Source organism: Domibacillus mangrovi, assembly GCF_001906925.1.
Taxonomy (GTDB): Bacteria; Bacillota; Bacilli; order Bacillales; family Domibacillaceae; genus Domibacillus; species Domibacillus mangrovi.
The window spans coordinates 46,812-59,203 of sequence record NZ_MRWQ01000001.1 but is presented as its reverse complement, the minus strand read 5'-3'; the positions used below and the strand labels follow the sequence as shown (position 1 = coordinate 59,203).

Below are 12,392 nucleotides of genomic sequence, written 5' to 3'. Positions count from 1 at the left end.
CCTAGTCATTTAAGGAAACGCATATAAGTGATGCAAGCATAAAAAATCTGGACAGACAGTATAACTGTTTGTCCAGATTGTCTATAAGTAATAAGTATTATAAACTTGGAAAACAAAGAATCAATAGCACTGCATACTGAACCATGTTTTCTCAAAACGCTTTGATGCCAGGGCGCGCGCACCAATCACATAATACAGCATGCCCATGTCACCCCACATCATGTCAAGCTTATTATCTGTGTCAACCTGAAATAGTAGAACCGGCTTGCCATCTATATGCTCGGCCGTTTCTTCAAAGACTTCACCCTGTATGGACATGGGTATACCGAGCAGTTGATGATCAAGACGATTATCAAGCTGATCCATTAATTTCTCAAATTTCTGATCATCCTCATCCTGTTCAAAATAAAGGAATTCGAGCTTCTCCGCCTTCTTAAAAAGCATGCGGCGCTCCGGATAGGATGCCGCTCCCTGTGCGCTCATGCCGCTTGTATCATCGGTATAGAGGACACGCCACCCATCTCTATGTTCGGGTTCACCGTACACAGATACCTCATCACTATTATAATAGAAAAAGGATAACATGCCGGACATCGGCAACGGGTTGTGCTTCAAACGGAGCGCAGACACTTCGGTTAAGTTAATTTGTCCGATAAACGAAAGTGGCGTGCCATTAAACGAAGGATACGCGGTCTCAGCGGGTAAATCCGCCACACCGCCAAATTTTGACGCACCGCCAGGAAGCCTTTCTGCCGGTGCACTTGAAATCGAGACACATTCATAAACGGCACTCAAAATATCAGCTCGTACATGGTCAAGAGTAAATTCTGTAATCAACTGCTGTAATCGTTCACTCATCGAAACCACTCCTTTAGATGGGATATGAAAAGAAGATTTTTCATGTGATCATATAGCAAAAAACTCGATCCTGACATCTATATTTCTTGTTGCCATAATAGGTTCAATTCGACCAACGTGAAAGAAAATGATCCGAACGAACACTTGTACTTTCCAGGGTTTTCACACACATAGCAAGCGAAAAGGCTAATTTAATCAAGTAATCTGATCATTAGAGGGAAGCGGAGCGAGTTTGAAATAGTTAAAGAGACTGATTAAATCCGACAGCATTGGCTGTTGCAACCGCTTACAAAAAGGATTACTTATGCTAACGTGAAGTTTTGTCACTATTATTGCAGTAACCTACTTGGTGGGGCGCGTCAATCTCCGCAACTTCACATAGGGACGTTGCGGAGATTGACGATAGAAACAGGAAGCCCTGCTCGAGGCATACGGTCAACGCGCTGGTTCTTCTATTCGTTCGATCATCGACGATACGATAAAATTGTCCATCACAAACTCACGTTTCACTTCACCAAAGCCATCCACAAAATAACTGCGCACGGTTGCTCCATCTTCACCGATTTTCTCCAAAACAACAGCGTGATCAAACGTTTGAAGTGGGGTCTCGACCGAAGACGAGTCATCGGTCACTGTCCAGCCGTCAAACGACTGTCCTGCTTTAAGCGGCAGCTGCAAGTACGTATAAAGTGGCTTAAGGCTTTCAAGCTCTCCATCTGACGGTACATAGTTCTCATATTGCTCGCCTTCCTCGCGCACGACGACAATCCGTTCATCCTCCACACGAAACGTCCGCGCCATCACCGTCCCGCCATTATCTTCATACACCGATACATGACGATCATCATGCCATACCGTCCGCGCCTTATACGACGCAAACTCATTTCCTTCGCCCACAAAATGCGCTATTTGACCATCTTTCAAGAAATAAGACGAAAGATCCACTTTTGACGGAACATCCGCTACCTCTTCGATCACCGGCTCTTCCACCGGCGGAACACCTTTATCCCCACAGCCAGCCGCAAGCACAACACCCGCAAACAAAAACGGTCTCCATTTCACCAGCATCCACTCCTTTTAAAAAGGATTCAGTCTTATTTGAAACAAAGCGCCCGCTTCAAATGTCATCTGTCTTTCTCTATACCCCAATCAAAAGAAAAAGAACAAATTATTGTTGAATCTTTTTAAATGCTAAAACAGCATTATGACCGCCAAAACCAAACCCATTTGAAAGAGCATATGTGATCGGTGCTGAAACCGCATGATTCGGAACATAATCAAGATCGCATTCCGCATCCGGATTGTCCAAATTGATTGTCGGCGGGAGGATGCCATCCATTAAACTATTCAGTGTAATAATCGCTTCAATGCCGCCAGCTGCGCCAAATAGGTGACCAGTCATCGATTTGGTTGAACTCACTTTCAACTTATAAGCGTGCGCGCCAAACGTATGTTTAATTGCATTCGTCTCCGATTTATCTCCTTCAGGTGTGCTCGTTCCATGTGCATTAATATACCCAACGGAAGCAGGGTCAACCTGTCCCATTTCAAGCGCTAATTTCATCGCATGAGCGGCCCCTGTATGATCAGGAGACGTAATATGGTAGGCATCTGTCGTCGATCCATATCCAACAATCTCCCCTAAAATCGTCGCGCCTCTTTCTTTCGCATGTTCGTACTCTTCTAAAAATAAAATGCCGGACCCTTCCGACATGACGAAACCATCTCTCTTTTCATCGAACGGACGACTCGCTTGCTCTGGCGTTTCATTTTGCGTCGACATTGCTCTCATCCGTGAAAAACCGGCAAACGCGAGCGGATTAATCGGTGCCTCCGCACCACCGGCTAAAATCGCATCCGAATAGCCATGCTTAATATTCAAAAACGCTTCGCCAATCGCCTGATTTCCAGTCGCACAGGCAGAAACAGGGGAGAAGCTCGGTCCACGAAACCCGTACTTAATGGCAATGATCCCGCCTGCCATATTGCTGATCATCATCGGAATCATAAAAGGAGAAACCCGTCTCGGTCCACTGTCCCGCAGGCGCGTATGGTTTTCTAAAATCGTATCAATTCCGCCAATCCCAGAGCCAATGTACACGCCGACCCGGTCTTTATTGATCGTTTCAATGTCAATATTCGCTTGATCAAGCGCTTGTTTAGCCGCCGCATACGCATATTGAGTAAACAAATCGTACCTTCCTGCATCCTTTTTATCGATATACTGTTCAACAGGAAAATCCGTCATATACCCGCCAATCCGGGTCGCCATCTTACTGTATTCTTCTGACTCCAACTGCCGGATACCTGACTTACCGTTTTTAATGTTCTCCCAAAACGTATTCACATCATGTCCTAACGAAGAAATGACCCCCGTACCAGTGACAACAACTCTGCGTTCCATTTAAAAAACTCCTTTTTCCTTCAATTTTACCATAACGTTCATATAATTTAAAAAAGCACAGCTCCTTAAAAGATGCTTTGGCTTGCTTGAATACTAACTTTCTAGTCCGTCACTGTCAATGGCACTGTGCTGTTAAAAGGACAAAACGACAAAACAAGACAAGCGTGCGATTCAAACACGGTCTGTCATGTGGAAAATGGGGAATAAACGATCCCGTTAGAAAGTGACCATCATGTTTTAAACAAAGCATGATGGGGATCAATCATCATACATATAAAAGGAATGAAGTAGAAGGAGGAAGGGAAATGGAAAAAGATGAACGAATCGATTGAATCAAGATTTTTCATGGGGTGTGGAGGCCAAAATTGGCTCTTTTTTTCTGCCTTCAACAAAGGGACGAAGCGAACGACTGAAACAAAGCAGGTGGTTCAAATGCAGTCTGTTTTAGTAAAAGGGGAATAACCAGACAAAATTACTTACAATTCTGGTAAAATAGTAGGATAAAGGAAGAAGGAGCGATCACGATGCCAGTCCATAACAAACTTGTCCGGGATCGGATTTTAGAGGTTATTGAAAAAACAGGGAAAAATTATACGTCACGCATATTATCGGAAGAAGAATATAAGCAGGAAGTACGGAAAAAAATGCATGAAGAACTAGCTGAATATGAAGAAGCGGCAACGAACGAAGAAGCCGTTGAAGAACTGGCAGATCTGCTTGAACTCATTCACGCAGCGGCATCGATCCATGGCGCAAGTGTTGAACAACTAGAAGACATCCGCCAACAAAAAGCGGAAAAACGCGGTGGATTTAACGAGCGTATTTATTTAATTGAGGTGGAAGATGAGTAAGCTGCAACTCATTACAACTAACTTGATAGACACGATTGAACGGGTGGCAGAAGAAGCGAGCGAGATTTATATATTGACGTCATTTGTCATGAAATCTGGTGTCAAAAAACTGTTACCGGCTTTGCAAAAAGCAGCGATTCGAGGGGCAGATATTTACATTGGTACTGGCGATTACTTACATATTACGCAGCCAGATGCTCTCCAACTTTTAGTTGATGAATTGCCGGAAGCAAACGTACGCATGTGGCAAAGCGGCGGGCGCTCATTTCACCCGAAAGCATATTTGTTCCGGCTAAACGATGGAGGCCACATCATTGTTGGTTCGTCCAACATGTCAGCATCCGCTTTGACCAGCGGCATTGAATGGAACGTGTCAGCTGGTGACAGGGAGTTGTTTGAAATCGCACTAGCTGAATTTGAAGCGATTTTTTATCATGATCACACGATTCCGATGAATATGGAAACGGTGAAAAAATATCGTGAACGATATGATGAGTTTCACCGGAGTCATTCCATTGCCGCCCAATGGACAGAAGCGGAAGAAGAATCGATGATGCTGGAAGGGCCGTCCGATCAGGCAGAACTCATCGTCGAAATGAAAGAACTGTATACATATAAATTAACACCACGTCCGGCACAGGAAGAAGCATTGGCCGCATTGCATGCGACGATGGATGAACAATATGAACGAGCACTTGTCGTTATGGCAACAGGACTTGGCAAAACATATCTTGCTGCTTTTTTTACGAAGCGATTTAAACGTGTTTTATTTATCGCTCATCGAGAAGAAATTCTTGAACAGGCGAAAAAATCATTTTTACACGTTCATCGAGACCGGACAGCGGGTATATTAAATGGCACTTATAAAGAAAAAGACGCGGATATGATTTTCGCTTCCATTTTTACATTGAACTCAAACCATCATTTACATAGTTTTCAACCGGACGATTTTGATCTTATCGTCGTTGATGAATTTCACCATGCTGCAAGCAAGTCCTATGAAAAAATCCGTCACTATTTTACACCACAATTCTTTCTTGGCATTACGGCAACACCGGACCGGATGGATAACAAAGATGTATACAGTATTTGCGATGGCAATGTTGCGTATCGTATTCATTTTCTTGAAGCTATCCAAAAGCAGTGGCTTGCGCCATTTCATTATTATGGCGTGTATGATGATACCGATTATTCCAGTGTTACATGGCTTGGCACGCGCTACGATGAAGAGGAATTGCTCGCTGTTCAAATGCGGACGGAAATGGCGGATAACATTCTCCAAGCGTGGCTCGAACATAAGCAAACAAGAACAATTGGTTTTTGCTCATCTATTAAACAAGCCGACTTTTTAACCCGTTATTTCAATGGAAAAGGCTATAAAACGGTCGCACTTCATTCACAAGCGACGGCGATGACACGACCAACAGCGATTGAAGCACTTGATAAAGGACAACTGGACATTATTTTCACGGTTGATTTGTTTAATGAAGGCGTCGATATTCCATCTGTTGACACGATTCTTTTCGTGCGGCCAACTGAATCATTGACCGTATTCACCCAGCAAATCGGCCGTGGACTGCGCATCGCTGATGGGAAAACACATTGCGTGATGATCGACTTGATTGGGAACTACCGGAACGCCGATGTGAAAATGAGTGTATTTGATACAGATCCAAGCCAAAAGAAAAAAGGCACCATCCCGACTGTTCCAGAAAACTGTCTTATCAACTTTGAACTAAAAGCCATTGAACTATTAACTGAAATGAGCCGGAAACGAAACCCGAGAAAAGAACAACTTCACTTTGCATACGAAGACTTAAAACTTGAACTAGGAAGAAGACCAACGTATCTCGAATTTCATTTGAAAGCAAATGCCGACAGCAAAGCGATCAAAGAATTTCATCAATCATACCCGGAATTTCTACACAACATTGGTGAACTGAATGAGCAGGAAGAAGAGGTATTCAAGAAGCACGCAAATTGGTTCAACGAAGTCGAAAAAACCGCTATGAATAAAAGCTATAAAATGGTCGTTCTGAAATACATGCTTGAACGAGGATTTGATCACTGGACGAAACCTATCACACCGATCGAAACCGCCCCATTTTTTCACGACTATTTAACGTCAAAAGAATACCGGAAACGGATCGATTTTTCCGATAAGCAAGGAAAGAAGCTGTGGCAGTATGATGAGAAAGCTGTTACCAAGCTGATTGTCGATATGCCGATGACGAAGTGGAGCGGCAGCGGCAATGGGCTTGTTACGTTTGACGGTGAGAGGTTTAAAGTGGGGGTGAATATTGAAGAAAAGGAAAAAGAGATTATATTTAAATGGACGAAGGAGATTTGCATGTATAGGCTGCATCGATATTTTGAGAGAAAAGTGGAGAAAACAGAGCAGTCAAACGAATGAAAATTCTTTTTTAGCTGTTTAACGGCTACACGAGACCACATTGAATAGATATGCGTCAGACCTGTGCAGTCTATTATAAATCACGATTAAATTAGACTGTTATGAAAAAAGACTTATATAATGTTTTCATGTTTAAGAGAGGAGCCAGTACGAAGTGAGCAAAATTGATGCACGAGCGAAAAGCATTCAAGAAACACTTCACAACGCCAAATATGGCATTGACTATTATCAGAGAGAATACAAATGGGAAACGAAAAATATTAAAGAGCTGCTGGAAGATCTTGAAACAAAGTTCAGCGATAATTACGATGTTGGCCATGAACCAAGGGAAGTTGAAAATTACGATAATTATTTTTTAGGTTCCGTCGTTATCAGTAACAAAGAAGGGAAGAAATCAATCATCGATGGTCAACAAAGGCTAACATCTCTCACTTTATTACTCATTTATCTTCACAATATACAAAAGGATAGAATGGGGAGAACAGTGAACGTAAGTGAGTTGATTTTCTCGGAAAAGTATGGGAACAAGGACTTCAATCTGTTTGTAGAAGAAAGAATGGAAGGGATGGAAGTACTTTTTAATGAAATTCCATTTGAATTTGAAAATCATGAAGTAGAGTCTGTTCGAAACATAGGCGCACGATTTGAAGATATTAAAGCTTATTTTCCAGAAGAGTTAAAAGGAGATGCTCTCCCTTATTTTATCGATTGGCTGCTACATAAAGTGACGTTGGTTCATATTGAAGCGAACAATCAAGACGACGCTTACACGATATTTGAAACAATGAATGACCGTGGATTAAGTTTAAGTCCTACTGATATGTTAAAAGGCTATCTTCTTGCCAATATTAAAAATGACGATCAAAAATTGAAAGCGAACGATCTTTGGAAAAAAAGAATTCTGGAGCTCGTTGAATTTGATAAAGCGGAAGAGATTGATTTCTTTAAGCATTGGTTCCGGGCTAAATATGCTGAAACTTTGAGAGAAAGAAGTAAAGGAAAAGAGAATAAAGATTTCGAGAAAGTCGCCACCTCGTTCCATAAGTGGGTTAGGGATAATAAGAAAAATCTCCAATTGAACACGAGCAACGATTATTATGAATTCGTTGCTAAGCATTTTGATTTCTATGCGAAACAGTATGGCCGTATTTTAGACGCTACATGGGATTATACCGAGGGTTTGGAACACATTTATTACAATGCCCACAATAATTTTACGCACCAATATCACCTGCTGCTGTCTCCTTTGAAAGTAACGGATTCAGAAGAGATTGTTGATCGTAAAATGAATATGGTTGCCTATTTTATTGATATGTGGATCGTGAACCGTTTTATTTCTTATAGCACGTTGAATTACTCAGCCATTTCTTATACGATGTACAATTTGACAAAAGAAATACGAAACAAAGACTTAGACGAGTTGATCGATATTTTGAAAAAGCATTTAAAGAGCAGTAACATCGATGCTATTAAGGACTTCAAAATGCATCAACAAAACAAGAAATACGTGCATTATTTATTAGCCCGCCTCACGCACCATATCGAGGTCGAGAGCGGAATTGATTCAAAATTTGAAACGTATGTAACGAAAGAGTCAAAGAATCCATTCCAGATCGAACATATTTGGGCAAATAAATACGAGCGGTACAGCGAACTATTTGATCATGAAAGTGAGTTTACGGAATACCGCAACCGAGTCGGTGGCCTATTGCTGCTGCCTAAACGAATCAATCAGAGTTATGGAGATGCCGAGTATCAGGTAAAGCTCAAACAATACTTCGGTCAAAACCTTTTGGCTAAATCACTCCACAAAGACTGTTATGAAAGCAATCCGAGTTTCAATCGTTATAGAAGAGAGAAAAATTTGTCATTCAAACCACACAGCGAATTTGGTAAAGAGGATTTGGACGAACGGCAAAAATTATACGCGGACATTGCGAAAGATATTTGGAACTTAGATAAATTAGATGTTTTAAAAACAAATTAATTTCTGTTAATTGTGTCATTTTTCATTTGTTTTGTCACAATTGTTCATTAAAAAAGACGTGTAAACGCACGCCACACCGTCCAATTATTTGGACGGTGTTTAACTATCATTACGGATAATTTTAATGCGAATGTTTATTCCGCATTTCACTCCTCTAACATGATACACATCTCCCCATTCTTTTTAATCCATACTCGCCGATGAGCATCCGTGTATTTGAACATCCACATTTGCCGATACCATTGCATTTCTTTTGCCTGCACAGGCAATCCGATTTTCACGCGGTTAAAGCCAGTACCCATTTGAATGTTTTGATAAGGTGATTGGTTCGCCCAGTGGAATAAAAGATCAAGGATATCTTCCGGTTTTCGGCAATCTGCTAGTTCGATGTTATCCATCACAAGACATGTCAGGTCTTCAGTAAGCCAGATCCATGATTGTGCCAAAACTTTAGGCCCTCTTTCAAATACGAGAAATCCGCTGTCAGGATTGATAAGTCCTTCAATCATGCAAGCTTCCCCCATACCGTCCAGCCGCTGGCAGCAAGCGGTCAATACACCGAGCATTATTTGCCGTTCATCATTCGCGTCGAGAATTCGGACTTGTTCATTTTCATTTTTATAGGGATTGTCTTGAATTCTGCATTTAAATGGCCGAATGAATATTTCCGGGTATTTTCGTTTAGCCAGTTCCCATTCGGTGACGGCTCTGTGATCGAGAATATAAGCTTTCATTTCAGCTAATGACTTGCCTCTTGGGAAGTTAGGATGGCTCCATAAGCGGGCGACCGAATGAATAGCCAGGTTATCCGTCGCCCCTGCATGACGAACAATCCATTGCTTTAAAGCTTCATCTTGAAACGGAATCGCTGGCAGGCCTCCGACAAAATTATAAAGATCTTTCCCATGTTTTCTTAATTTAGCTTCTACATCGTAAATTTGAGTGCCAAAAGCCAGGCTGATGAAGACCTGGTATTGAGGATCCAGCTCTTTTATCGTCAAAGCATATTTCATGCTTTTCACATTGAAATTTGAAACAACAAGATCTGTGTTCAATGCTTCTGTTGCTGAGATAATGATCGGGAACACTTTAGGGACTCTGCTAAAACGGCTAATAAATTGCTTATATAATTTCTTTACTTTTTTCATCGTCTCAACGTCCGTTATTTTTGCGGTATCCATTTTATTCTCTTTAATCAAATTATCCAGTATATGGATGAGTTCGAAAGGGACGTTATGGTTAAATAGAGATTGCAGAACGAACCAATCATTACCTGACCCTTTTTTGTTCCTCACGAATAAACCACTCCTTGCATCGTTGTATTTTTGTTCATATGTATTGTTTTCCAGCATATCTACCTTATTTGTTTCATCTTATGTGCTGCCATTTTGGTCGCAACGGCACTTGTCTATTACCAGGTATAAATTTATAAAGCTTTCGAAATCTAATTTAAACTAATTGGGATAATTTCAATTACTCAAAGTATGTCGCGCAAAGGTAACTGTTTGGACAATGCAGTGATTGAGAATTTCTTTAGGCTATTAAAATCAGTTTATGAGCATCTTCTGGGTAAAATAGTCTGTTAAAATAAAGGGGATAGTGTATAAAGAGCTAGAGGTGACAACGTGGATTACATACAAACAGTTGAAAAGTTTCCGGTGTTTTTTCCTGTATTTGAAGCAACAATGCGGATTACATCAGAAAGATTGGTCGATTTTGAGCCGTTTACACGATTCGTTTTTCAAATGATTGGGAACGGTGAACAGCTTGCGGCGATTGAACAAATAACAGAGTTAAAGCAGCACGTCATTTTAGAAGAAATACATAGACTACAAGGATGGAGCTTTTTTGAAGAACGAGACGGTAATTATTATTTAACAGCGCTTGGGCAGCGTTATTTAAAACTTATGGCGATTGTAGATGAGCTAAATGAAGAAGCACCGAAAGTACTTGTCAATGCATTTAACGGTAAAATTATGAAAACGCGCCCGCGCTTATTTAAAGCAAATGAATGCATGCCGAAACTGAAAGTAAATGTCGTAAAAGAACTTTTACAAAATAAAAATTTTAGTAATAGCCAATCGTTTTTTATGGAACATATTTGCTTTACTCATCCATATAGTCATGACTTATTGAAAGAAGAACTTGAGAGCATACAAGTATGGCTTGACTGCGATCCACGCACACAGTATTATCGTGCGTTTATAAAAGAAATACCAGCTGAGACGCTTGAAAAAGGGTTTGCGGAGCCATTCGATTTAGCGATTCAAACAGGGGTAGTGCCGATTATGATTGAGCTTCATCATTCATTGTTAGAGGAATACCGCCATGTGTTGCCAACATTAAAGCAATTGAAACAATTCGACCCGTCGCTTCTGTCTGCAAAAGCAGAAGAAATAATCCAATTACAAAAACGGCAAGCTGAGGCTAAAGCGAAGCTGCCAACGTTTTATTATGAGCAGTTGACAGGGAAATTCGTGTTATCGTACGCGGATTATGATGTGCGCGGTCCAGTATATAAGCTGAAATTAGAGCAAACGAACAGGCCGGATCAGCTAGCAATTCAACAATTATTCGAGCATGTTGATATTCCATATGAATTCGATATTGAGCTAAAGCTAGGGGATATAGTGATGCGTACAACGCCATTATCCTCATGGTTGCTTGCGTAAGGAGGACTGAAAATGAGTGATATAGCGTTTCGATTTTTAGGACATATGGCAACACGAAGCGTGAGAATTGTGCAAGCAGCAGGACAAAAAAACATACGAAAGCTCGCTTTAGAAACGGGACTCAATGTCATAGAACTGATTGGTAGCATTGTTTCTTATAGTGAGGCTAAACAACAAACGGGTTATTTACATCAGAAAACGGAAACCGTTAAGTCGCATAATGAGGAAGTAACTGCCATTCATGAGCAAATGTATGCACAAAAACTCACGCTCCTGCAACAGCAATTAGAGGACGAGCTGCGTGTTGAACAAAAGCAATTGAAGTTCGAATTACAAGCGTATGCAGAACAGCTCGAAACACAATACGCAGGCGATGCATCATCTTATGAACAAAATAAAAAGTTACACGGAATCGTTGCGGAAAACTTGTGCAACTTCCAACGTATTTTAGAGAAAGCAGAGCAATATTTAGACACATTGACAGATGAAGATAATGTGAAGAAACAAGCATTATTTGAAGAGTATCGCAAGATTCAACGGCAAGTGAATCAGCTTGTGAAAACATTATATTAAGGAGACAAAACAATGGGCTTAAATATGAAAAAGATGAAAAAAGTGGTTGAACAAACGTCGAAACAGGCGACAAAAAAAGGAACGAGTAAAAAAGAGCATACACAGCGCATGGATTATATTCATTCAGGTATTCGTGTCATCGAAAGTACATCCGGCTTAATTAATACTATTGTGACAGCACGGAAAGATACGCGCTTAGCGAAAATCGAGCTAGACAGTAAACAAATTCAGCTTGAGCGGGACTTATGGGAATTCCAAACGACGCTTGAAAAAGAGATGAAGAACATGGAAGTGGAAGTCAAAAAGTATAAAGCAGATACAGAAGTAAAGTTAAAAGAATTAGATGTACGTATGCATGAGTTAAGTGAATCGGAGGAAACGAAGCGTCTGCAAATTCGCAATGAGCACGAATCCAAAATGCGTATGTTGGATATGCAGCAGTCCATGCTTGAAACCGTTATGGGGATGTACAAAAAATATTACGATGCCATGTTTGCGGGCGTTGTGCTGCCAGTTACACCTGCGAATATAACGAATGATATGCAAAATTGTATTCAATCGTTAAACACGTCAATTCAATATTTAAATCAATCTCAGCCGCAAATTAACATGGAAAAGCCACTAGACGATTAAT

General features: G+C 40.9%; 11 protein-coding genes. 7 read left to right on the top strand and 4 right to left on the bottom strand.

The genetic code is table 11. The features are described 5' to 3' along the window. Window positions 1–120: 120 nt before the first annotated feature. The 3 genes from BLL40_RS00210 to fabF all read right to left on the bottom strand — a co-directional run bounded on the left by BLL40_RS00210 (window position 121) and on the right by fabF (window position 3,262). A complete protein-coding gene (locus tag BLL40_RS00210; protein WP_073709905.1) occupies window positions 121–858 on the bottom strand; it encodes a YwqG family protein in 738 nt (245 codons plus the stop codon). 435 nt (window positions 859–1,293) lie between these two features. Continuing rightward, window positions 1,294–1,926, bottom strand: a complete 633-nt coding sequence (locus BLL40_RS00205; protein WP_245797866.1) for a hypothetical protein — start codon at window positions 1,924–1,926, stop codon at window positions 1,294–1,296. A gap of 100 nt (window positions 1,927–2,026) precedes the next feature. Continuing rightward, window positions 2,027–3,262 (bottom strand): beta-ketoacyl-ACP synthase II, encoded by a 1,236-nt coding sequence (fabF, locus tag BLL40_RS00200; protein WP_073709903.1) that lies wholly within the window; start codon window positions 3,260–3,262, stop codon window positions 2,027–2,029. A gap of 315 nt (window positions 3,263–3,577) precedes the next feature. On the opposite strand from fabF, the gene BLL40_RS17270 reads away from it, so the two are divergent. The 4 genes from BLL40_RS17270 (at window position 3,578) to BLL40_RS00185 (ending at window position 8,513) form a co-directional block, all read left to right on the top strand. Further along, a complete protein-coding gene (locus BLL40_RS17270) occupies window positions 3,578–3,724 on the top strand; it encodes a hypothetical protein (protein ID WP_159434161.1) in 147 nt (48 codons plus the stop codon). A gap of 62 nt (window positions 3,725–3,786) precedes the next feature. Next, window positions 3,787–4,113, top strand: a complete 327-nt coding sequence (locus BLL40_RS00195; protein WP_073709902.1) for a nucleoside triphosphate pyrophosphohydrolase — start codon at window positions 3,787–3,789, stop codon at window positions 4,111–4,113. Then, window positions 4,106–6,526 (top strand): DEAD/DEAH box helicase family protein, encoded by a 2,421-nt coding sequence (locus BLL40_RS00190; RefSeq protein ID WP_073709901.1) that lies wholly within the window; start codon window positions 4,106–4,108, stop codon window positions 6,524–6,526. The genes BLL40_RS00195 and BLL40_RS00190 overlap by 8 nt, the downstream gene beginning before the upstream one ends. Window positions 6,527–6,680: 154 nt before the next feature. Continuing rightward, a complete protein-coding gene (locus BLL40_RS00185) occupies window positions 6,681–8,513 on the top strand; it encodes a DUF262 domain-containing protein (protein ID WP_073709900.1) in 1,833 nt (610 codons plus the stop codon). 146 nt (window positions 8,514–8,659) lie between these two features. On the opposite strand, the gene BLL40_RS00180 is transcribed toward BLL40_RS00185, so the two are convergent. Continuing rightward, entirely contained in the window at window positions 8,660–9,808 is a 1,149-nt protein-coding gene (locus tag BLL40_RS00180) for a hypothetical protein (protein WP_073709899.1), read from the bottom strand. Window positions 9,809–10,138: 330 nt separating this feature from the next. Between BLL40_RS00180 and BLL40_RS00175 the strand changes: the two genes are divergently transcribed. From BLL40_RS00175 to BLL40_RS00165, 3 genes are read left to right on the top strand one after another with little or no spacing between them, the layout of a single operon-like run. Next, window positions 10,139–11,185 (top strand): hypothetical protein, encoded by a 1,047-nt coding sequence (locus tag BLL40_RS00175; protein WP_073709898.1) that lies wholly within the window; start codon window positions 10,139–10,141, stop codon window positions 11,183–11,185. Window positions 11,186–11,197: 12 nt separating this feature from the next. Then, window positions 11,198–11,758: a hypothetical protein gene (locus BLL40_RS00170; RefSeq protein WP_073709897.1), complete on the top strand. Its 561-nt coding sequence runs from the start codon at window positions 11,198–11,200 to the stop codon at window positions 11,756–11,758. Window positions 11,759–11,770: 12 nt separating this feature from the next. Beyond that, complete coding sequence (locus BLL40_RS00165; RefSeq protein WP_073709896.1) at window positions 11,771–12,391, top strand: hypothetical protein; 621 nt, start codon at window positions 11,771–11,773, stop codon at window positions 12,389–12,391. The last annotated feature ends 1 nt before the right edge of the window (window position 12,392 follow it).

What these genes read in the sequence shown, in the direction of transcription:
- BLL40_RS00210 (WP_073709905.1), bottom strand. Translation starts at nt 858, where the DNA reads ATGAGTGAACGATTACAGCAGTTGATTACAGAATTTACTCTTGACCAT.
- BLL40_RS00205 (WP_245797866.1), bottom strand. Translation starts at nt 1,926, where the DNA reads ATGCTGGTGAAATGGAGACCGTTTTTGTTTGCGGGTGTTGTGCTTGCG.
- fabF (WP_073709903.1), bottom strand. Translation starts at nt 3,262, where the DNA reads ATGGAACGCAGAGTTGTTGTCACTGGTACGGGGGTCATTTCTTCGTTA.
- BLL40_RS17270 (WP_159434161.1), top strand. Translation starts at nt 3,578, where the DNA reads ATGAACGAATCGATTGAATCAAGATTTTTCATGGGGTGTGGAGGCCAA.
- BLL40_RS00195 (WP_073709902.1), top strand. Translation starts at nt 3,787, where the DNA reads ATGCCAGTCCATAACAAACTTGTCCGGGATCGGATTTTAGAGGTTATT.
- BLL40_RS00190 (WP_073709901.1), top strand. Translation starts at nt 4,106, where the DNA reads ATGAGTAAGCTGCAACTCATTACAACTAACTTGATAGACACGATTGAA.
- BLL40_RS00170 (WP_073709897.1), top strand. Translation starts at nt 11,198, where the DNA reads ATGAGTGATATAGCGTTTCGATTTTTAGGACATATGGCAACACGAAGC.
- BLL40_RS00165 (WP_073709896.1), top strand. Translation starts at nt 11,771, where the DNA reads ATGGGCTTAAATATGAAAAAGATGAAAAAAGTGGTTGAACAAACGTCG.